Source organism: Hyunsoonleella sp. 2307UL5-6 (genome assembly GCF_047345485.1).
In the GTDB taxonomy this organism is placed as follows: Bacteria; Bacteroidota; Bacteroidia; order Flavobacteriales; family Flavobacteriaceae; genus Jejuia.
Genome location: NZ_JBLFEN010000002.1, coordinates 94,134 through 114,341 on the forward strand (window position 1 = coordinate 94,134; position 20,208 = coordinate 114,341).

At 32.7% G+C, this 20,208-nt stretch carries 22 protein-coding genes and 1 pseudogene; 12 read left to right on the forward strand and 11 right to left on the reverse strand.

Annotated features, from left to right (window positions below):
* Positions 1 to 16: 16 nt before the first annotated feature.
* From ACKGJY_RS03860 to ACKGJY_RS03870, 3 genes are all read right to left on the reverse strand, one after another.
* A complete protein-coding gene (locus ACKGJY_RS03860; protein WP_413972536.1) occupies positions 17 to 1,855 on the reverse strand; it encodes a hypothetical protein in 1,839 nt (612 codons plus the stop codon).
* Positions 1,856 to 2,027: 172 nt separating this feature from the next.
* On the reverse strand, positions 2,028 to 2,696 hold the full coding sequence (locus ACKGJY_RS03865; protein ID WP_413972537.1) for a bifunctional 4-hydroxy-2-oxoglutarate aldolase/2-dehydro-3-deoxy-phosphogluconate aldolase: 669 nt from the start codon (positions 2,694 to 2,696) through the stop codon (positions 2,028 to 2,030).
* Positions 2,697 to 2,776: 80 nt separating this feature from the next.
* Entirely contained in the window at positions 2,777 to 3,823 is a 1,047-nt protein-coding gene (locus ACKGJY_RS03870) for a PfkB family carbohydrate kinase (protein ID WP_413972538.1), read from the reverse strand.
* Between the two features lie 220 nt (positions 3,824 to 4,043).
* Here ACKGJY_RS03870 and ACKGJY_RS03875 point away from each other — a divergent pair, with 220 nt between their 5' ends.
* The gene (locus ACKGJY_RS03875) at positions 4,044 to 5,069 is read left to right on the forward strand and encodes a LacI family DNA-binding transcriptional regulator (protein WP_413972539.1); all 1,026 of its coding nucleotides are present in this window, start codon (positions 4,044 to 4,046) and stop codon (positions 5,067 to 5,069) included.
* A gap of 65 nt (positions 5,070 to 5,134) precedes the next feature.
* Here the strand turns inward: ACKGJY_RS03875 and ACKGJY_RS03880 are convergent, their stop codons facing one another.
* The 5 genes from ACKGJY_RS03880 to ACKGJY_RS03900 form a co-directional block, all read right to left on the reverse strand.
* A complete protein-coding gene (locus tag ACKGJY_RS03880; protein WP_413972540.1) occupies positions 5,135 to 5,464 on the reverse strand; it encodes a hypothetical protein in 330 nt (109 codons plus the stop codon).
* A 275-nt stretch (positions 5,465 to 5,739) separates the two neighbouring features.
* Positions 5,740 to 6,126: a rhodanese-like domain-containing protein gene (locus ACKGJY_RS03885; protein ID WP_413972541.1), complete on the reverse strand. Its 387-nt coding sequence runs from the start codon at positions 6,124 to 6,126 to the stop codon at positions 5,740 to 5,742.
* Between the two features lie 13 nt (positions 6,127 to 6,139).
* A complete protein-coding gene (locus ACKGJY_RS03890) occupies positions 6,140 to 6,454 on the reverse strand; it encodes a rhodanese-like domain-containing protein (protein ID WP_413972542.1) in 315 nt (104 codons plus the stop codon).
* 100 nt (positions 6,455 to 6,554) lie between these two features.
* Positions 6,555 to 7,175, reverse strand: a complete 621-nt coding sequence (locus tag ACKGJY_RS03895; protein WP_413972543.1) for a thioredoxin family protein — start codon at positions 7,173 to 7,175, stop codon at positions 6,555 to 6,557.
* A gap of 6 nt (positions 7,176 to 7,181) precedes the next feature.
* Positions 7,182 to 7,715 (reverse strand): TlpA family protein disulfide reductase, encoded by a 534-nt coding sequence (locus tag ACKGJY_RS03900; protein ID WP_413972544.1) that lies wholly within the window; start codon positions 7,713 to 7,715, stop codon positions 7,182 to 7,184.
* Between the two features lie 123 nt (positions 7,716 to 7,838).
* On the opposite strand from ACKGJY_RS03900, the gene ACKGJY_RS03905 reads away from it, so the two are divergent.
* The 10 genes and pseudogenes from ACKGJY_RS03905 to ACKGJY_RS03950 all read left to right on the forward strand — a co-directional run bounded on the left by ACKGJY_RS03905 (position 7,839) and on the right by ACKGJY_RS03950 (position 17,365).
* Entirely contained in the window at positions 7,839 to 8,300 is a 462-nt protein-coding gene (locus tag ACKGJY_RS03905) for a MarR family winged helix-turn-helix transcriptional regulator (protein WP_413972545.1), read from the forward strand.
* Positions 8,301 to 8,563: 263 nt separating this feature from the next.
* The gene (locus ACKGJY_RS03910) at positions 8,564 to 9,970 is read left to right on the forward strand and encodes an anthranilate synthase component I family protein (protein ID WP_413972546.1); all 1,407 of its coding nucleotides are present in this window, start codon (positions 8,564 to 8,566) and stop codon (positions 9,968 to 9,970) included.
* A 449-nt stretch (positions 9,971 to 10,419) separates the two neighbouring features.
* Positions 10,420 to 11,004, forward strand: coding sequence for an anthranilate synthase component II (locus ACKGJY_RS03915; RefSeq protein ID WP_413972547.1), 585 nt, complete (start codon positions 10,420 to 10,422; stop codon positions 11,002 to 11,004).
* A gap of 51 nt (positions 11,005 to 11,055) precedes the next feature.
* Entirely contained in the window at positions 11,056 to 12,048 is a 993-nt protein-coding gene (trpD, locus tag ACKGJY_RS03920; RefSeq protein ID WP_413972548.1) for an anthranilate phosphoribosyltransferase, read from the forward strand.
* Between the two features lie 59 nt (positions 12,049 to 12,107).
* Entirely contained in the window at positions 12,108 to 12,890 is a 783-nt protein-coding gene (gene trpC / locus ACKGJY_RS03925) for an indole-3-glycerol phosphate synthase TrpC (RefSeq protein WP_413972549.1), read from the forward strand.
* Positions 12,891 to 13,026: 136 nt separating this feature from the next.
* Positions 13,027 to 13,614, forward strand: a pseudogene (locus ACKGJY_RS03930) (phosphoribosylanthranilate isomerase); the annotation flags it as partial.
* A gap of 33 nt (positions 13,615 to 13,647) precedes the next feature.
* Positions 13,648 to 14,829: a tryptophan synthase subunit beta gene (trpB, locus tag ACKGJY_RS03935; protein ID WP_413972995.1), complete on the forward strand. Its 1,182-nt coding sequence runs from the start codon at positions 13,648 to 13,650 to the stop codon at positions 14,827 to 14,829.
* Positions 14,830 to 15,045: 216 nt separating this feature from the next.
* Positions 15,046 to 15,810 carry a tryptophan synthase subunit alpha gene (gene trpA / locus ACKGJY_RS03940; RefSeq protein WP_413972550.1) on the forward strand — a complete coding sequence of 255 codons (765 nt, stop codon included), beginning with the start codon at positions 15,046 to 15,048 and terminating at the stop codon, positions 15,808 to 15,810.
* Positions 15,811 to 15,849: 39 nt separating this feature from the next.
* Entirely contained in the window at positions 15,850 to 16,263 is a 414-nt protein-coding gene (locus ACKGJY_RS03945; RefSeq protein WP_413972551.1) for a DUF805 domain-containing protein, read from the forward strand.
* A 136-nt stretch (positions 16,264 to 16,399) separates the two neighbouring features.
* Entirely contained in the window at positions 16,400 to 17,365 is a 966-nt protein-coding gene (locus ACKGJY_RS03950) for a hypothetical protein (RefSeq protein ID WP_413972552.1), read from the forward strand.
* Positions 17,366 to 17,372: 7 nt separating this feature from the next.
* On the opposite strand, the gene ACKGJY_RS03955 is transcribed toward ACKGJY_RS03950, so the two are convergent.
* From ACKGJY_RS03955 to ACKGJY_RS03965, 3 genes are read right to left on the reverse strand one after another with little or no spacing between them, the layout of a single operon-like run.
* A complete protein-coding gene (locus tag ACKGJY_RS03955; RefSeq protein ID WP_413972553.1) occupies positions 17,373 to 17,600 on the reverse strand; it encodes a VF530 family DNA-binding protein in 228 nt (75 codons plus the stop codon).
* Positions 17,600 to 17,815: a DUF6500 family protein gene (locus ACKGJY_RS03960; RefSeq protein WP_413972554.1), complete on the reverse strand. Its 216-nt coding sequence runs from the start codon at positions 17,813 to 17,815 to the stop codon at positions 17,600 to 17,602. The genes ACKGJY_RS03955 and ACKGJY_RS03960 overlap by 1 nt, the downstream gene beginning before the upstream one ends.
* A 5-nt stretch (positions 17,816 to 17,820) precedes the next feature.
* Positions 17,821 to 19,074, reverse strand: a complete 1,254-nt coding sequence (locus ACKGJY_RS03965) for a DEAD/DEAH box helicase (protein WP_413972555.1) — start codon at positions 19,072 to 19,074, stop codon at positions 17,821 to 17,823.
* A 146-nt stretch (positions 19,075 to 19,220) separates the two neighbouring features.
* On the opposite strand from ACKGJY_RS03965, the gene ACKGJY_RS03970 reads away from it, so the two are divergent.
* Entirely contained in the window at positions 19,221 to 20,204 is a 984-nt protein-coding gene (locus ACKGJY_RS03970; RefSeq protein WP_413972556.1) for an aldo/keto reductase, read from the forward strand.
* The last annotated feature ends 4 nt before the right edge of the window (positions 20,205 to 20,208 follow it).

Consider the following 20,208-nt stretch of genomic DNA (forward strand, 5'->3'; position numbering starts at 1 on the left):
ATATAAGAGCAACTTGCTAGTCGATACATTGTAATCTATCTATAAAAAACTCCTTATAGGTCACGTTTAATATTTCCCAAGTTCCTTCTGTACCTTTCATTGATATTGATTGTATTGGAGAGCTCTTTAAAATTGATATTTTAGAAGTATTTAATTTGGCTTTTAAACTAAAATCACCACAATCAATATCCCAGGAATGATAAAACGACACCGTTTTCCCGTTTTCTAAAGTAATTGTTACACTAGAACGCTTATTTGGCAAGTAACTAGCACAACCCAAACTTCTAGAAAGATTAAAAAACACATTTTTTCTTGCTGCTTGTTTATAGAGTTCTATTGTAAAATTAGCGCCAACTTCATACTCATTGGTTCTTACGGTAGTAACGTTGTAAAATTTATCAAAATCGTTTATTTGATAATAACAACTATCTTTATATTTAAGTTGTTCTTTTATAGTTATCTTGCTCTTTGTTTGTTCCTCATTTTCAGATACTATTTTATTTTTGTTGGATTCGGTATTTTGCTCACGCATCTTACCGGCTTCTATTCTAGCAATTGAGTCTTTTTTCCCTTTTTCTTTTAATTCTAATAGCTGCTGTCTAGCTAACTCTAATTTACGAGCAAGTAGTTGTTGTTCTCTTGCTGTAGCTTTTGAAACTGAATCTAATTTTCTCTTAACAATTAAAGCTTCTTGTTTTTGTTTTTCTAAAGCATTTTCTAATGCAACCTTGCGTTTAGCTTCTACCTCTAGTTTTTGACTATTAATTGAGTCTTGTTTGCGCTTTTCTTTTAGGGCTTGTTGGCGACCCAGTGCTTTGGTTTTAGCAACTTTTAATTGTAGTATAGAGTCTTGCTTACGTTTAGCCTCTAACTCTTGTTTACGCGCCAGTTCATTTATTGCAGCTTCTTTGACTACTGCAATAGAATCTTGATTACGTTTGTTTGTAAGGTCCATTATTCTTTTTTGCTCTTGCGCTTGTTTAAGTGCTAATACTTTAGCTTCTGCTGCTTTAAACTCTAAAATAGAGTCTTGTTTACGTTGCGCTACTAATGCTTCTAAACGCTTACGTTCTAACTCTTTTTGATTTGCTAATTTCCTTACTATATTGGCTTTAACATTTTTTAATGAATCTTGCTTACGCTGTACCTTAATAGCTTCTAATTGTTTACGCTCTATTTCTTTTTGTCGTTCCAATTCTTTTCGAACTCTAACCTCAGCATCTGCTATAGAATCTTGTTTGCGTTTGTTTACCAACGCGAGTAATCCCTCTCGCTCTTTGTCCTGCTGTAACGCTAATGCTTTGGCTTTAATCGCTGCTAATTGGGCTATAGAGTCCTGCTTACGCTTTAATGTTCTTAGTTTTTTTTCATTTTCTATTTTAGCAATAGAATCTCTAACCATCTTCTCTTTCAGCTCCTTTACGCGCTGTAATTCTATTTTTTTTTGCAGTTTAGCTTCTTCAATTTTAGCAATTGAATCCTGCTTCCCTATTTCCTTTTTATTAATGATACTTTGAATTTTTTGCTTTCGGATTTCTTCCTCAGCTATTAATTTTTCCATTTCACGTTCCTCAAAATCGTAAAATAAATCCATCATATCTTCTGTAATATCCAGAAATTCATCACCTACATAACCAGATGTTTCATCATACTTAATTTTATAAGTATTTTGACCAGAATATTCTAAAACTATACACTTTTGATTTCTTTTGAATGGTAAAATTGCTTGGGAGTTTGCAGCCATACTCTTACGGATGCGTCCATTTTCTATAAATTTAGTTTTAACGACTTCGTCTTGAGAAAAAGAAAACGTAGAAATCAGGGATAATACAAATAGGAATATAAAATGTTTCACTTTTTTTAAATTTGGGATTTAATTAAAATAAAAGGCACTCTAAAAGAGTACAAATTAGGATCACAAAATAGAAAAGTTTCATTTGTAATACAAAAAAAAGCTATTAACCACTTTTTTATAGTGACCAATAGCTCTTTTTTTATAAAAATCAAGAAAATATTATATTCTAAATTTATTTTCTAACCATTTTTACTATGGCAAGAGCAGCTTTAACATCTTGCTCTAATTTAGTATAATCTTTATTTGCTATAATTTCTTTTGAAATTAATTTAGATCCCATACCAACACACGTAACTCCTGCATCAAACCATCCTTTTAAGTTTTCTTCAGTAGGAGAAACACCACCAGTTGGCATGATAGAAGTCCATGGTTGAGGCCCTTTAACGCCTTTAACAAATTGAGGCCCGTAAATATCTCCAGGAAATAATTTAACAATTTCACACCCTAATTCTTCCGCTCTAGTAATTTCGGTTAATGTACCACAACCAGGAGACCATAATACTTTTTTTCTATTACACGCTATAGCTATGTCCTCTCTTAATACAGGTGTAACAACAAAATTAGCACCTAAAGACATAAACAACGATGCTTGTCCCGCATCAGTAACAGAGCCAACCCCCATTATCATACCCGGTAATTCTGCAATTGCATATTTTGTTAATTCTCCAAAAACTTCATGAGCAAAATCACCACGAGCTGTAAACTCCATAAGGCGCGCACCACCATCATAACATGCTTTTAAAACGTTTTTACTTAATTCTATATCTTGATTAAAGAATAAAGGAATCATACCTGTTTCTTTCATTGCTGCTGCAACTTCTAATCTTGTAAATTGTGCCATTATATAAAATGTTAATATGTTTATTAGTTTAATCGTTGCGTCGAATAAACAACTCAACGGTTAAACGCATAAACATTAATTTATCTTGCTACTCTACCAGAGGCGTCTCCACCCATTAATTTTTTAACTTCATCTATGGTTGCTAAATTAGCATCACCTTTTATAGTATGCTTTAAACAAGATGCAGCTACTGCAAAATCTAAAGCATTTTGATCGTCATCTGGATATTCTAACAATCCATAAATTAGACCTCCCATAAAAGAATCTCCACCGCCTACGCGGTCAACAATATCAGTTATTTGGTATTGGCGAGTTTGAAACAATGTTTTTCCATCGTATAAAACACCTGCCCATGTATTATGAGATGCTGAAATAGAACCTCTTAACGTTGTAATTACCTTTTTAGCTCTAGGGAATTTTTTCATCATTTGCTCACATACTGATAAAAAAGCTTCTGCTTTTACGTTATGCCCTTCAGTTTGTACACTAATACCTTCTGGTTTAATTCCAAAATGCATTTCGGCATCTTCTTCATTCCCAAGTACTATATCACAATAAGAGGTTAACTCGGTCATAACAGCTTCTCTATGTGCATCGTCACAATATTTCCAAAGCTTAGCACGATAATTTAAATCGGTAGAAATTGTAAGCCCCTTTGCGCTTGCTGCTTTAACAGCTTCAAGACAAACATCTGCAGACCCTTGCGAAATGGCTGGAGTAATCCCCGTCCAATGAAACCACTCAGCACCATCAAAAACTTTATCCCAATCTATCATTCCAGACTCAATTTCTGCCATTGCAGAGTGCGCACGATCATAAACTACTTTTGAGCCTCTAGATACAGCACCTGTTTCTAAAAAATAAATACCTAAACGATCGCCTCCATAAACAATTTTATCTACACCAACGCCTCTTTTACGCATTTCCATCATAGCGCATTCACCAATATCATTTTTTGGTAAACGTGTTACAAAATCTACATTTACGCCATAATTTGCTAAAGAAACTGCAACGTTAGATTCTCCACCCCCGTAAACAACATCAAAGTTATTTGCTTGTGAAAATCTTAAAAATCCTTGTGGAGCTAATCTTAGCATAATTTCTCCAAATGTTACTACTTGTGCCATTTTTTTAAATTAAAATTAGTTGTCTTTTTTTTAAATGTTCCATCGATTGAACATATTAAAACTAAATATACACTGCAAACTCTTATTTAAAGAATTAAAAAATAAGTCTAAATAAATCAAATAAATACAGAGTAAATCGAAGTGTTTTTAGTTGGTATTATTTTAAATTCGGACAAATATAGTATATTTGTTCAAACGTTGGAACAAAAATATATAAAAATTGGGAAATAAAAAAAAAACAACTATTAAAGATATTGCCAACGTTTTGGGTATTACACCCTCTGCTGTTTCTAAAGCTTTAAATAACCACCCTAGAATAAGCCAACAAACAAAAGACGCAGTTATACAAGTTGCTGAAAATTTAAACTACCAGCCTAACCATTTAGCAAGTGCCCTAAGAAAAGGAAAAAGTAATCTTGTTGGCGTTATTATCCCCCGAGCTAACAGTAATTTTTTCTCTTCTATAATTGAAAAAATAGAAGACATATTAAATGTAGAAGGTTACAATGTAATTATCTCTCAATCAAACGAATCTTTTGAAAAAGAATGCCGTAGTATTGATGCACTTCTTTTTACTCAAGTAGATGGTATCATAGCATCAATGGCTAATGAAACTATAAAATTAAATTACTACAATAAAATTAAACAAAAAGGTATTCCGTTAGTAATGTTTGATAGAGGTGAAAATGATTTAAATGTTGATTACGTTGGAATTGATGATTATATGAGTAGCCAAATTGTTATTGATCATTTAGTGGAACAGGGTTGTAAACGTATAGCTCATATAAGTGGATTTAGTCATACTAGAATATACAAAAACAGAATTAGAGGTTATGTTGATGCATTAAAAAAACACAACCTAAATGTAGAAGATGAACTGATTTACGAATGCAAATTAAGTAAGCGAGAGGGCAAAGAGATCATGAAAAAAATATTAAATCTACCTCTTAAACCAGATGGTGTATTTGTATCAAGCGATTATGCTGCTCTTGGCGCTTTAGAAGTTTTAAAAGATGAGAATATTAGGGTGCCGGAAGACATAGCATTGGTTGGTTTTAGCAACGAACCATTTTCTGCTATTGTTAATCCTGGTATTTCTTCTATAGAACAACACAGTGAAAAAATAGGAGAACTAGCTGCAAAAACATTCTTAGAACGTATTGCAAACCCTGAAAAAGAGGTAACTTTAAACAAAATGATTTTAAAGCCAGAACTAATTGTAAGAGCTTCCTCAAAAAGGTTTTAACGCAAAAAACACTTCAAATGAAGTGTTTTTTTATTATATTTTTTATTCTACTATGAATTTAACCCTTAGCTAACTTTTTGTTTTTTGCTCATAATGCGCTCTTTCATCAATTCAACTTTGTGTTGATCTTTAGTCGCTCTTTGTAAGTTTACTTTTTCTAACCTATTAAGTTCTAATCTTATTTCTTCACTGCGCTTATTAAGTTTTAACAACTTTTCTTCTCTAGCTTTTTGTCTTTTTAAACGTTCTTCTTTATTTAATTTTTCAATATGCTCAAGTTCTTGCTGTTTCTTTTTTAATCTTATGTTTTCTATAGCTACAGATCCATATGCGTAGCCATAAATACATAGAAAGAGGCTTCCTATTAATCCTAAAACGAGTAAACCATTTTCCATTTTTCTTAATTTTGAGGGTAGAATTATATGAAATTTTAAATTCGTAAAAACGATTATTCAAAACTTTGTATAAAATTAAAGAATAAAGAATACTTCAAAAAATAAAAAAGGTGAATTACCCAAAAACAAGACAAAAGAAAAACATTAGCAGATTTAAACAATAGAGTTTAAAATTATAGACTCAATTACTCCTAATCTTATTTATTTAGCAACAAGTATTGTATTATAATTATTAAACTGTAAATGTATAAATTAAGCTATTTTAAAAAACCGTTTTAGTTATTTACTTCTAGTCCTTGCCGTGTCCAATTCAATATACCGCCTTCTAATTCATAAATAGTTGTAAAACCAGCTTTTTTTAGTTTTGCAGCACTCTTATTACTTCGTTTTCCTGAACGACAATAAATAAAAACGGGTTTAGTTTTATCTAAAACACTAAAACTGTTATTAAAATTTTCAGATAAATAATTGATGTTTGTTGCACTTGGAATATGATTTTCTTTGTACTCCTCTGGTGTTCTTACATCAACTAATTGTACAGTATCATTACTTATTTTTTCGTTAAAAATTTTTGGTGTTAGTTTAGTAGAATACGTATTGGTATATCCTGCGCAAGCAACAGCAGTTATGCCAATTACAAAACAGAGAAGAAGCTTTTTCATAAATTTATTTCTATTAAAGGTCAACCACATCACCTGTCCATTGCAACATACCGCCTTCTAAATTATAAGCCTTTTCAAAACCTAATTCTTCCATAATCTGGCATGCTTGTCCGCTACGGTTACCAGAACGACAGTATACATAATAACTTTTAGATTTATCTAGATCTTCTAAAGCATCAATAAACTCTTGTCCTTTATAAATATCTAAATGAATTGCATTAGGAATAATACCATCTGCAACCTCATCATCAGTTCTTACATCTAATACTATTGCATTATTATCATTTTCTAATTGTTGTACCCAATCGTCTTGTGCTAAATCTTCCATTTTATTATATAATTTATTGCAAAGTTAAACATCTTAAAATATAGACGAAAAAAAATCCGAAGTATTACAACTTCGGATTTAATCTATAATTTAAATAACACTATACTTTAATAGAGCATCCAATGGCTTTTGTTTTGGTAAGTTTTATGTCTTTTTCTTCTAATAAAGCATCAACTGCGTCTTCTAGATATGTTTCTGATACCGCATTAGGATTTCTAGAACTATCATCAATAGCACCTATATATTTTACAACCATACCTTTGTTAGTGTTTTGTATAACATAATTATGAGGTGTTTTAGTTGCTCCGAATTTCGGATATATTTTTTGACCTTCATCTACCAAATACGGAAATGTGAATCCTTTTTCTTTTGCTCTTTGTTGCATTGCCCCAAAACTATCGCCTGGTTTAGTATCTGGATTATTCGGATTAATAGCGATTACAGGATACCCTAATGGTGCATATTTTTTATCTAGTGCTGTAATTCTATCTTCATAGGCTATAGAAAACGGACAAGTATTGCATGTGAAAGTGATAATAAAACCTTTAGCATCATTATAATTTGATAATGAGACCATTTTACCATCAATATTTTTTAACTTAAAATCTTCAATAACATCACCTACATCATAACCATGACCATGTGTTTCATAAATATTTGAAAAAGCACTAACAAAAATTACTAATGCAACCAACGGAATTAATTTAAATACTTTTTTCATTACGTTTTATTTTAATTGTTTAACTTCAGCTTCTAGCTCTTCAAAAGTAAAAGATCTTTCAAAGAATTTGCGCTCGTTTTTATTATAAATAATTGTAGCTGGTATTGAGCCAGACCAAGATTTATCAATTTCATTTATCCACTTATTTTCGTTATCATCATTTAAAACAATCACTTTACTTTTTAAATTTTTCTTTACAATAAATGGCTTTAGTTTTGAGTCATATACATGTGGAAAATCTAAACTTACTAAAATAACCTCAACACCTTCATTCTTATAATCTTTATTTAGTTTCTCAAAATAAGGCAATTCTTTTACACAGGGACCGCACCATGTGGCCCAAAAATTAATAACATAAGTTTTATTATCTTTTTTATCTAAGAATGTTTTGAAACCCTCAAAATCGTAAATTTCTAAATCTACAGTATCATTTTGATGATGTTGTTCTTCAACTAGCGTAGTTTTATCTTGTATATGTGCCTTATTGTCTTTACAAGCAGTAATAAATACAAACGCTAATAATATGATTTGTAATTTCATAATTATTAAAATTATAATCTAAAATAAACATTACACCTTTAGTAAAATACTGTTTAACAAATTTTTAAACAAAACAAGCTGAAGTCATTTCTTTTACATACATTTGTATATACAACAGTGGTGATGCGCATAGAAGATATTTTAAAAATAAATGCTAATATTTCATTACCTAAAAGTGTTATTGTTAATGTATTATATACAAACGGACTTATAAATGCCGAATTAAACAAAGCACTAAAACCTAGCGATGTTTCATTACAACAATTTAATGTATTGAGAATATTGAGAGGACAAAACGGTGTTGCAGCTTCTTTAAGTGATGTTCAGGAAAGAATGATTACTAAGATGAGTAACACTACCAGATTAGTTGATAAGCTTATAAAAAAAGGATTAGTTGAAAAACAAATTAACAAAAAAAATAAAAGAAAAATCGATATCAGCATAACAGCTGAGGGATTAAGCTTCTTAAGTGATATCGATATATTGATTGAAAATAAAGAAGTAGAAATGGTTAGTGCTTTATCTGATAAAGAGGCTACCGAACTGATTAGATTATTGAGTAAATTACGGTTAATAGCAGACTAACTCTCTCACTATTCAATAATTGCAAAAAGCTACCATATTTTTATGGTAGTTTTTTTGTGTAAAAAAATCAGTAAACAATTGCGTAATTATATTTTCATTTTTATATTTGGCATTATAAAAGTAAAAATGAAAACAATTTTAAACAATACTTGGTGGTGGTGCTTTCGAAACTAACATTCGTGAAGTAAAATCCTAGTATATTTAAAACTTAAAATATCAAAAAGGCTTGTCATTCACGACAAGCCTTTTTCTATATAAAACAAATGAAAAAATTTAGCCTTTATACACACCACAAACGTATTTTAACAGATACTATTACTCCTGTTACGGTGTATTACAAAATACGTGACAAATACCCCAACAGTATTTTGTTAGAGAGTGGCGATTATCATAAAAGTCAAAAAAACTTCTCATACATCTGTTTCAATCCTATTGCTACTATTAAGGTTGAAAATGAAGTGATTTCTGAGACTTTTCCTGACGGTAGTACAACATCTATTGCAATAACAGATAGTGTAAATGTTGTAGATGAAATTTATAATTTCACTAAAAAATTCGATACCAAATCTGAAGAAAATTTCAAATTTATTAATAATGGAATTTTTGGTTACACAGCTTATGATGCGGTGCGCTATTTTGAAGATATTCAAATAAGTAAGAAAGACGATTCTGTTGTTATTCCAGATATGTATTATGCGGTGTATCAAAATATCATCGCCATCAATCATTTTAAAAACGAAGCCTATATTTTTGCCCATTGTTTTGAAGGTGTAAAAAATAATATTCATGAAATTGATAAACTGATTAATGTTCAAAACTTTGCATCTTATAAATTCAATGCTAAAGGAGACATCATGTCTAATTTAACAGATGATGAATTTAGAGCAAATGTAGATGTAGCTAAAAAACATTGCCAACGTGGAGATGTTTTCCAGTTAGTGTTATCTCGACGATTTTCTCAAGAATTTACTGGAGACGATTTTAATATCTATCGCGCTTTAAGAAGCATAAACCCATCGCCTTATTTATTTTATTTTGATTATGGCGATTTTAAAATCTTTGGAAGTTCACCTGAAGCACAACTTATTGTAGATGAAGGTTTGGCAGAAATTCACCCAATTGCTGGAACATTTAAACGAACAGGCGATGAAGATAAAGACGAAATTTTAGCTGAAAAACTAAAAAATGACGACAAAGAAAATGCCGAACATGTAATGCTGGTTGACTTAGCACGTAATGATTTAAGTCGTCATGGAAGCGATGTAAAAGTAGTAACTTATAGAGAGGTGCAGTTCTTTTCACATGTTATCCATTTAGTGAGTAAGGTAACAGGACAAAAACACGATACAACCTCAACCATGCAAGTGGTGGCAGACACTTTTCCTGCGGGTACATTGAGCGGCGCTCCAAAACACAGAGCAATGCAACTTATAGAAGATTACGAAAAAACAAGTCGCGCATTTTACGGAGGTGCCATTGGCTTTATGGATTTTGAGGGTAATTTTAATCACGCTATTATGATTCGCACGTTCTTAAGTAAAGATTACAAACTTTTCTGGCAAGCAGGTGCTGGTTTAGTTTCAAAATCTAATAAAGAAAACGAATTACAAGAAGTTTATAATAAGTTAGGCGCATTAACGAAGGCTATTAAATTAGCAGAAGACATATAAAGAACAGCCCCTCCTATTCTTCCCAAAGGGGAGGAACTCTACTCTTACTTTTTTGATGTAGGAGTTAGGAGTTAGGAGTTAGGAGTTAGGAGTTAGGAGTTAGGAGTTAGGAGTTAGGAGTTAGGAGTTAGGAAAAATAAAAATAATTTGGAAATAAAAAAGAACATAGCAAAAGGTCAAGTCCTGAATTCCGATAGAATCGGAATCATCAATCTGCAGAAATAATGAGCGAAGAAACGGAAGTGCGATACGCAGCATCAGGTATGTAGTTTCGAGAGCGAATGGTGCTTTAGCAATTTCCTCAGATTGATATGATTTTTTGGTTCAGCTTCGCTTGCTACTTTCGTTTAAAGCATGCTTTAAACTCAGCAATGTATCAAGACAAAATGAACAAGAATAAAAAAGAACGTGTAACTTAAAAAGATTCCTGCTTTCGCAGGAACAGAAATATGAAAAAAGTATTAGTTATAGACAATTACGACAGTTTTACATACAATCTTGTACATTATTTAGAAGATTTAAACTGTGATGTAACCGTTTACAGAAACGATAAATTAACGTTGGAAGATGTTGAGCCTTTTGATAAAATTGTATTATCACCAGGACCAGGCATTCCAGATGAAGCAGGTTTATTAAAAGCCATCATTAAAAAATACGCAGCTACCAAAAGTATTTTTGGGGTTTGCTTAGGGCAGCAAGCCATTGGCGAAGTGTTTGGTGGTACCTTAGTAAATCTTAACGATGTGTATCATGGTGTTGCAACAAATGTTACCATTAGTGTTAATGATGAATATATTTTTAAAGATTTACAAAAAAATATTGAAGTGGGGCGTTACCATTCTTGGGTCGTCAACCCAAATTTACCCGAAAGTTTGGAGGCAACATCTTTTGATGCAAACGGGCAAGTGATGTCTTTAAGACACAAAGAATATGACGTTAGAGGTGTACAATATCACCCTGAATCTGTTTTAACACCAGATGGTAAAAAGATTTTGGAGAATTGGGTGAATTCCCCAAACCCTAAAGGGGCTTAAAATAATTGTGAATAAAAAAACCCTCTCCTTTGGAGAGGGTTGCGAGAGGATATGAAAGACATTTTAAACAGATTAATAAATCACGAAACCATCTCAACTGAGGAAGCTAAACAAGTAATTGTTAACATATCAAACGATATGTACAATCCAAGTCAAATAGCATGTTTCCTTTCTGTATACATGATGCGTAGTATTACCATTGAAGAACTAACAGGCTTTAGAAATGCCCTTTTAGAACTTTGTTTACCAATAGATTTAAGTGATTTTAACGCTGTAGACATTGTAGGTACTGGTGGTGATGGTAAAAACACCTTTAATATATCAACACTATCTTCGTTTATCACAGCAGGTGCGGGAGTACATGTCTCCAAGCACGGAAATTATGGGGTCTCCTCTACTTCTGGATCTTCTAATGTTATGGAAAATTTAGGGGTAAAATTCTCCAACGATGAGAACTTTTTGAAACGCTGTTTAGACGAAGCAGGGATTTGCATATTACATGCGCCATTATTTCATCCTGCCATGAAAAACGTTGCGCCTATTAGAAGAGAATTAGGCGTAAAGACTTTTTTCAATATGTTGGGTCCTTTAGTTAATCCTTCATTTCCAAAACATCATGTACATGGTGTCTTTAATTTAGAGGTTTTAAGACTTTACAGTTTCATTCACCAAAATTCAGGACATAATTATAGCATTGTTTATGCCTTAGATGGTTATGACGAAATATCATTAACAGGAAAAGCAAAAATTGTATCCAATCATTCTGAAAAATTATTTTCCCCAGAAGATTTAGGTTTAAACACAATAAAACAAGACGCTATTTTTGGAGGTGATACTGTTGAAGATGCAGCCAAAATATTTGTTGATATTATTAGTGGAAAAGGTACAGAAGCACAAAATAATGTGGTTTGTGCCAATGCAGGACTAGCGATTGCTACTTCAAAAGAAATTTCACATCAAGAAGGTTTTGAATTAGCAAAAGACAGTTTATTTTCTGGAAAAGCTAAAACGAGTTTAGACACGTTGATTGAATTGAGTAAATAAAAAAGAGTTGACAGTCACAGTCGCAGTTTTCAGTTGCTTACTGATATAAATATAAAAAAATGAATATTTTAGATAAAATAACATTAGATAAACGGAAGGAAGTTGAACTCAGAAAAAGTCTAATCCCTGTATCTCAATTAGAACAATCTGTTTTATTTGAAAGACCAACTATTTCTTTAGCCAACAACTTACGCAACAGCACATCCGGAATTATTGCAGAACACAAAAGACGTTCCCCTTCAAAATCGGTAATCAACAACGGGTTAAATGTTCAAGATGTTGCCAAAGGTTATGAAAATGCAGGTGTTTGCGGTATGTCTGTTTTAACAGATGGCAAATATTTTGGAGGTTCTCTTGACGATGTATTAACCGCAAGGGCAAGCTGTAACTTACCACTTTTAAGAAAAGAATTTATTATTGACGAATATCAAATCTTAGAAGCAAAAGCGTATGGCGCCGACGTTATTCTTCTAATTGCTACGATACTAACTAGAGACGAAATAAAACAATTTTCTGAATTTGCTAAAACCCTAAATTTAGATGTATTGTTAGAAGTTCATAACGAAGACGAATTACATAAATCGGTAATGCCAAGTTTAGACATGCTGGGTGTAAACAACAGAAATTTAAAAACCTTTGAAGTGAGTTTAGAAACTAGTAAAAGTTTAAGCAAACTAATTCCTGATGATTTTGTAAAAGTGTCTGAAAGTGGCATAAGTAGTATTGAAGCTATTAAAGTATTACAACCATACGGCTATCAAGGTTTTTTAATTGGAGAAAACTTTATGAAAACTGAAAACCCAGGAGCAAGTGCAACAGCGTTTATAAAAGACCTCATATAGCACCTTCAAAGAAGGTGCACTTTTACTCAACATGTAAAAAGCAAAGACTATGAAAAACGAAGAAAAAAAAAGTACACAAACAATTACCGCTCCATCAGAGAAGCCTTCTAAAGGACTTCGACTTAAAGTTTGTGGTATGAAATACCAAGACAATATTGAGACTATTGCAGGATTGCAACCTGATTATCTTGGTTTTATATTCTACGAAAAAACACCAAGGCACTTTGATACTAAAATTCCTGAGATTCCAGAACACATAAAGAAAACAGGGGTTTTTGTTAATGCTGACATAAACACCATTGTTAAAAAGGTAAACGAATTTAAACTAGACGCCGTACAACTACATGGCGAAGAAGCTCCTTATTTTTGTAGCATACTAAAATCTACGAGTTTAATTTCTAGACCTATTGAAATTATTAAAGTGTTTTCAGTTAAAGAAGGCTTTAATTTTGAGGTTTTAGAGCCCTTTGAAAACGTATGTGACTACTATTTATTCGACACAAAAGGCAAGCTTCCTGGTGGTAATGGTTATACGTTTGATTGGAGTCTTTTAAACGATTACCCATCAACAAAACCATTTTTTTTAAGCGGCGGTATAGGGCTAGACCAAATGGATGCTATTAAAAAATTTAAAGACAGTAATGCTTCAAAATACTGTTATGCTATTGATGTAAATAGTAAATTTGAAACAGAACCTGGATTAAAAAACAGTTCGATTTTAAGAGAATTCATTAATAAATTACATAATAAAAAAACGATGAATTATAATGTAGACGACAAAGGCTATTATGGCGAATTTGGTGGTGCATTTATCCCAGAAATGTTATACCCTAATGTAGAAGAGTTACGCCAAAACTATTTAAAAGTGATGGCAGAACCCGATTTTCAAAAGGAATTCGATCAGCTATTAAAAGATTATGTAGGCAGACCTTCACCATTGTATTTTGCGAAGCGCCTATCAGAAAAATACAATACTAAAATTTACTTAAAACGCGAAGATTTAAACCATACGGGCGCTCATAAAATTAACAACACGATAGGGCAAATTTTAATGGCGCAACGTTTAGGTAAAACGAGAATTATTGCCGAAACTGGAGCAGGACAACACGGTGTAGCCACAGCAACTGTTTGTGCTTTAATGGGTATGGAATGTATTGTGTACATGGGCGAAATTGATATTGCACGACAAGCACCAAACGTAGCCAGAATGAAAATGTTGGGTGCTAAAGTTGTACCCGCATTATCTGGGAGCCGTACACTAAAAGACGCTACAAACGAAGCTATTCGCGATTGGATTAATAATCCAGTAGACACACATTATATTATTGGTTCTGCTATTGGACCACACCCGTACCCTGATATGGTAACGCGTTTTCAGGCAGTAATTTCAGAAGAAATTAAATGGCAATTAAAAGAACAAGAAGGACGTGAAAACCCAGATTATGTTGTGGCATGTATTGGTGGTGGTAGTAATGCCGCGGGTACGTATTATCACTATTTACACGAACCAGATGTAGGTATTATTGCAGTTGAAGCTGCAGGATTAGGTATAGATTCTGGTGAAAGTGCAGCAACTTCTGTTTTAGGCAAAGAAGGTATTATCCATGGTTGTAAAACCCTATTAATGCAAACAAAAGACGGACAAATTACAGAGCCTTACTCTATTTCGGCAGGTTTAGATTATCCTGGTGTTGGCCCTATGCACGCGCATTTATCAAAAACGGGGCGCGCAGAATTTTTGTCTATTACCGATAGTGATGCCATGGAAGCTGGCTTAGAATTATCGAAATTAGAAGGTATAATTCCTGCGATTGAAACCTCGCATGCCTTTGCCATTTTTAAGCATAAAACCTTTAAGCCAGACGACGTGGTGGTAATGAGTTTATCGGGTCGTGGTGATAAGGATTTACAGAATTATATTGATTATTTTAAAATTTAATTTTTTAGACCTCACAGGTTTTAAAAACCTGTGAGGTCTTTTTTTTAACATACGATTAAGCACATAACAGTGGCGCGTTAGGGATAGAAGCGGCATCCTTTTTTGAGGCACGATAAAAAGATATAGCGGATAGCCCGACCGAAGCGTTTCCTGCAAGGTTTCATTAAAAAACCTTGTAGGTATGAAGCGAAGGGAACGCCATAAAAACTAAAAAAAATGAATAGAATTGTTGAAAAACTTAATGAAGACAAAAAACTATTGTCAATCTACTTTACAGCGGGTTACCCAAACATTGATGATACCGTTGTTACCATAAAAAATTTAGAAACAAACGGTGTGGATATGATTGAAATAGGCTTACCTTTTAGCGACCCATTGGCAGATGGCCCAACCATACAGGATAGTTCTACGGCGGCTTTAAAAAATGGGATGACAACCGAAGTATTGTTCACGCAATTGGAAGGAATTAGAGAAACGGTTTCTATTCCGTTAATTATTATGGGGTATTTTAACCCGATGTTTCAATATGGCATGGAGGCGTTTTGTAAAAAATGCAAAGAATTGGGTATTGATGGGTTGATTATTCCGGATTTACCTGTGGATGTGTATCACAATGAATATCAAGCTATTTTTGAAAAATATGGTTTAATTAATGTGTTTTTAATTACGCCACAGACGAGTGATGAGCGCATTAGATATATTGATTCTATATCAAACGGATTTATATATATGGTGAGTAGCGCTAGTACTACGGGTGCAAAATCTGGCTTTGGTGATGAGCAAACTGCATATTTTGAACGCATAGGCAATATGGGCTTAAAAAACCCACAAGTTATTGGCTTTGGGATTAGTAATAATGAGACGTTTACGCAGGCAACGAAATATGCTAAAGGTGCTATTATTGGGAGTGCTTTTGTGAAACATGTAACAAAACATGGTGTGAAATCGATAAACGGTTTTGTTGATTCAATTATTAAATAGATATTTATTGCTTGTAAATTTTAAAACAAACTTTAACTCATGAATTGGTATTTAAAAGTAATTAAAGACAATTATGCAAATTTTAGCGGTAGAGCAAGACGACAGGAGTACTGGATGTTCAATCTTTTTCATATTATTATCATATTCATACTAGCGTTTATAGGTGGCATGTTGGGTGCTGAGTTAGATTCTGGTTTCGGAATTATTCCTTTGATTATATATGTACTAGCAACATTTATACCTGCACTTGGCGTTACTGTTAGAAGACTTCATGATACAGGTAAAAGTGGGTGGTATTATCTACTCTCTTTAATTCCCTACATTGGAGGGATTATTCTTATAGTATTTACTGTTCAAAATGGTGATGTTGGCTCAAACAAATACGGTTCAGATCCTAAAAATCCTGAATTGGATAATGAAATTGATGATATAGGAAAACCATTATTAGATTGATATTATCGCAATATCTATACAATCTATTTTGTAAATAATTTTTATCATTTTAAAATAAAAGTCTTTTCTGGTAGTAATTTCTAATTTTTAAATTTACTTTCATTGTAATCTTAATCTTAATTAATAAGACACATTTATGAAACTGCCAAAAGAGTTAGTATTTGGGCTATTCGCCATTATTTTATTTGCCTGCAACAAAAGTGAAAAAGGTACTATAATTATAAAAAATGATGGTGCTGTTTTTTCGGCTATTAAAGGACAAAAGAGCAAAGCACAATCTATCATTTTGAGTAACCCAACCGATAAACTAAATGAGGTTTCATTAGAAATAACGGGAGTTAATAAAACCTTTTTTAAAGTTGAAACTACACTACCAGAAACTATTGAGAAAGATTCAAATCCTAAAATTTTACTACATTTTGTGCCTGATGAAAATTTTATTGGTATTGCCGAAGCGGACCTTATCGTTCATCATAATTCTAAATCAAAAATTATATTTCCGTTAAGAGGTTTAAGTACTAAAGCATTAGAAGGTAAAAATGAACCACCCCTTTTTGATGTGGTGAAAACATTAAATTTTGATATAAATTTAGGCTGGACAACGCTGGCAAACAACATAAAACCTGAACTACAAGGTGATGAAATACCACAAACACTTTTTAGAAAAGCTAATTCTGGTTTAGTTGAAGTGATACCTGTGGCAAGATACAGTCCTCCTTTTGAATTGCCTTATGGGTATTACATAATTACAGATACTTTACCTGTAAAGTATGAAGTTGATATACTAGCAAATTCAAAATTATATCCTGAACACCAAACCTTATTTCCTGCACTTAAAAGCGGTAACAAAACGTTTGATCCAAAGGATATAGCATTTGGATTTTACACCACAAGTCCGTCGCATGATGCCTATTCTGAAGATATCTGGAATAAGAAATTATTCAAAAAACATGCTGCTCACGCATGTAGAATTTATGCTGTAAAAGATGTTGAAGGTAATCTAGTTGAAAACCAATACTTAGTTTGTTTTGAGGAAGCTAAAAACGGCGATTATCAAGATTATGTATTTTTAGTTAAAAACATTAAGCCTGTATCACTTTAATATTGGTTTAAGCTTTTTTACTTTTCAACATTTTTAAATACATTGTTTCTACCTTGGTTCTTGCCCAAGGTGTGCGTCGTAGAAATTTTAAACTTGATTTTACAGATGGATTATCAGTAAAACACTTGATTTTTATGATATAGCCCATATATTCCCAACCATAATGTGCCACCAAGTCGTTAATTATTTGCTCTAACTTAATGCCATGTAATGGATTATTTGGTTGTGTTTCCATTATAGTTGTTCAACTAGGTTTTTTATTTTTATAGCCTTTTCAAAATGATTTAATTTGTGTGTTTTAATCCACCACGCAGCAACTTCCATTAATAATTCTGGATTGTCATTCTTGTTTTTAAAAAAGGCGTAAAATGAGAGTCCTACATTTTCGCCCTTTGCAGCAATTTTTTTATTACAAACGTCAATAATTTTTTCTTTTAAAAGCTTCTGCATACCACTTAATTGCGCCTATTGTTATTACGTTTAGGGCGTTTAGAGTTATTCGAATTTCTATTAGAATTTCTTGAATTTCGTCTATTACGGCCTTGACCCTGCTTAATGGGTTCGGTAGATGCATTTGGATCGGGTTCAAAACCTTCAACAATCTCTACTTCAATTTTTTCACCTATCAGTTTTTCAATACCTCTCAAAAAAGAGGTTTCATCAGCAGTTACTAAAGATAAAGCTTGTCCATTAGCTCCTGCCCTACCAGTTCTACCAATTCTGTGTACATAATCCTCAGAAATATTAGGCAATTCAAAATTAATAACATGTGGTAATAATGGAATATCTATACCTCTTGCTGCAATATCAGTAGCAACTAAAACTCTAATGTTTCCACTTTTAAAACCTGCCAAAGCCTTTGTTCTAGCACCCTGACTTTTATTACCATGAATGGCAGCTGCTGTAATACCAGATTTTACCATTTTTTCGCAAAGCCTATTAGCACCATGTTTTGTACGTGTAAATACTAAAACTTGTTTCCAATTACCTTCTGAAATTAACTTTATAATTAAACCCGTTTTTTTAGCTTTAGCTACACGATATACTTTTTGAGAAATCGCCTCAACAGTAGTATTCTCTGGAGTAGCTTCTACTTGAACTGGGTGGTTTAAAATACCATGTGCCAACTTTTTTATGTCTTTTGAAAAAGTAGCTGAAAACATCAAATTTTGACGTTTATCAGGCATAGATTTAATCACCTTTTGAATATCCCTAAGAAAACCCATATCTAGCATACGATCTGCTTCATCTAAAACAAAAATTTCTACGCGTTTTATAGATAGTAGTCCTTGGTTTTGTAAATCTAATAATCGCCCTGGTGTGGCCACTAAAACATCAATACCTTGTCGTAGAGTTGCTACCTGTGGTTTTTGGTTTACACCACCAAAAATAACCGCCGAACGTAAATTTAAAAACTCACTATACTCCCTAACATTGGCGTAAACCTGTGCCGCTAACTCCCGAGTTGGCGTTAAAATTAATGCACGAATAGGTCTATACTTTTCTTTTGGGTTTTCAGAAAGTAAATGCAATAAAGGTAATGTAAACCCTGCTGTTTTCCCTGTACCGGTTTGGGCTGATGCTAACACATCTTTACCTTCTAAAACTGGTGGAATTGCTTTTTGTTGAATAGGACTTGGGGTTGTATATCCTTTTTTGCTAACCGCTTTTAGTAAGGCTTCGGATAAGCCTAAAGATTGAAATGACATATATTTTGTTTACGAAGATCCGTATGGGACGTTTGAGATAACAAAACATATTGTATTTTACCTCTTTCTTCTATTAAGGCACGAAGGTACATCTAATTTTAAGATTATTTTTTGAATACTTAAATTTGTAAAAACAAAAACACATTATGAAACACAGATTATTAGGGAATAACGGATTTAAAATAAGCGAAGTTGGTTTAGGATGTTGGCAATTAGGCGCAGATTGGGGCAAAGAAATAGATAAAACAAAAGCATTTGATATTCTTGATGAAGCTGTAACTCATGGAATTGATTTTTTTGACACAGCTGATGTATATGGAGATGGCAGAAGTGAAACCTTAATTGGCGACTTTTTAAAAGCATCGTCTCATAATGTAAAAGTAGCTACAAAGTTTGGAAGAACTGGCAATGTTTATCCCAATAACTACACAGAAGACACATTAAAAAGCTGCGTAGAAAAATCACTTAAAAGATTAGGTGTAGATTGTTTGGATTTGTTGCAATTACATTGTATACCTACCGAAGTACTTAAAAACGGTGCTATTTTTGATTGGTTAAGAACGCTAAAACAAGAAGGCAAAATAGCGCATTTTGGAGCAAGTGTAGAAAGTGTAGACCAAGGCCTTATCTGTTTAGAACAAGAGGAACTGCAATCTCTACAAGTTATCTTTAATATTTTTAGACAAAAATTAGTTGAGGAATTATTACCACAAGCGGCTGAAAAAGGAGTTGGTATTATTGTGAGATTGCCCCTTGCTAGTGGTTTACTTAGTGGCAAATTTAATGCTAATACGCAATTTCCAGAAGATGATCATAGAAATTACAACAAAGATGGAGACGCCTTTAATGTAGGTGAAACGTTTGCAGGCTTACCTTTTGAAAGGGGCGTTGCATTATCTGAAGAATTAAAAACCTTTTGTCCCGATGGTATGTCTTTAGCTGAATTATCACTTCTATGGATTTTAGACCATAAAGAAGTAACAACTATTATTCCTGGGGCTAGCGCTACAAAACATGTGATTCAAAACGCTAAAACAAGCAGTTTACCAGCACTTCCGGAACAGTTAGTACAAGATTTAAAACGTTTTTATGATGAAAAAGTTCATGAACATATTAGAGGTGTTTACTAGAAAG

What these genes read in the sequence shown, in the direction of transcription:
- ACKGJY_RS03895 (WP_413972543.1), bottom strand. Translation starts at nt 7,175, where the DNA reads ATGAAAAAAGTATTTAAATTAATTCCGTTGGTTGCATTAGTAATTTTT.
- ACKGJY_RS03890 (WP_413972542.1), bottom strand. Translation starts at nt 6,454, where the DNA reads ATGGAAGATTTAGCACAAGACGATTGGGTACAACAATTAGAAAATGAT.
- ACKGJY_RS03915 (WP_413972547.1), top strand. Translation starts at nt 10,420, where the DNA reads ATGAAAAAAGTATTAGTTATAGACAATTACGACAGTTTTACATACAAT.
- trpA (WP_413972550.1), top strand. Translation starts at nt 15,046, where the DNA reads ATGAATAGAATTGTTGAAAAACTTAATGAAGACAAAAAACTATTGTCA.
- ACKGJY_RS03870 (WP_413972538.1), bottom strand. Translation starts at nt 3,823, where the DNA reads ATGGCACAAGTAGTAACATTTGGAGAAATTATGCTAAGATTAGCTCCA.
- ACKGJY_RS03960 (WP_413972554.1), bottom strand. Translation starts at nt 17,815, where the DNA reads ATGCAGAAGCTTTTAAAAGAAAAAATTATTGACGTTTGTAATAAAAAA.
- trpD (WP_413972548.1), top strand. Translation starts at nt 11,056, where the DNA reads ATGAAAGACATTTTAAACAGATTAATAAATCACGAAACCATCTCAACT.
- ACKGJY_RS03885 (WP_413972541.1), bottom strand. Translation starts at nt 6,126, where the DNA reads ATGAAAAAGCTTCTTCTCTGTTTTGTAATTGGCATAACTGCTGTTGCT.
- trpC (WP_413972549.1), top strand. Translation starts at nt 12,108, where the DNA reads ATGAATATTTTAGATAAAATAACATTAGATAAACGGAAGGAAGTTGAA.
- ACKGJY_RS03865 (WP_413972537.1), bottom strand. Translation starts at nt 2,696, where the DNA reads ATGGCACAATTTACAAGATTAGAAGTTGCAGCAGCAATGAAAGAAACA.
- ACKGJY_RS03955 (WP_413972553.1), bottom strand. Translation starts at nt 17,600, where the DNA reads ATGGAAACACAACCAAATAATCCATTACATGGCATTAAGTTAGAGCAA.
- ACKGJY_RS03900 (WP_413972544.1), bottom strand. Translation starts at nt 7,715, where the DNA reads ATGAAATTACAAATCATATTATTAGCGTTTGTATTTATTACTGCTTGT.
- ACKGJY_RS03880 (WP_413972540.1), bottom strand. Translation starts at nt 5,464, where the DNA reads ATGGAAAATGGTTTACTCGTTTTAGGATTAATAGGAAGCCTCTTTCTA.
- trpB (WP_413972995.1), top strand. Translation starts at nt 13,648, where the DNA reads ATGAATTATAATGTAGACGACAAAGGCTATTATGGCGAATTTGGTGGT.
- ACKGJY_RS03950 (WP_413972552.1), top strand. Translation starts at nt 16,400, where the DNA reads ATGAAACTGCCAAAAGAGTTAGTATTTGGGCTATTCGCCATTATTTTA.
- ACKGJY_RS03905 (WP_413972545.1), top strand. Translation starts at nt 7,839, where the DNA reads ATGCGCATAGAAGATATTTTAAAAATAAATGCTAATATTTCATTACCT.
- ACKGJY_RS03910 (WP_413972546.1), top strand. Translation starts at nt 8,564, where the DNA reads ATGAAAAAATTTAGCCTTTATACACACCACAAACGTATTTTAACAGAT.
- ACKGJY_RS03945 (WP_413972551.1), top strand. Translation starts at nt 15,850, where the DNA reads ATGAATTGGTATTTAAAAGTAATTAAAGACAATTATGCAAATTTTAGC.
- ACKGJY_RS03965 (WP_413972555.1), bottom strand. Translation starts at nt 19,074, where the DNA reads ATGTCATTTCAATCTTTAGGCTTATCCGAAGCCTTACTAAAAGCGGTT.
- ACKGJY_RS03970 (WP_413972556.1), top strand. Translation starts at nt 19,221, where the DNA reads ATGAAACACAGATTATTAGGGAATAACGGATTTAAAATAAGCGAAGTT.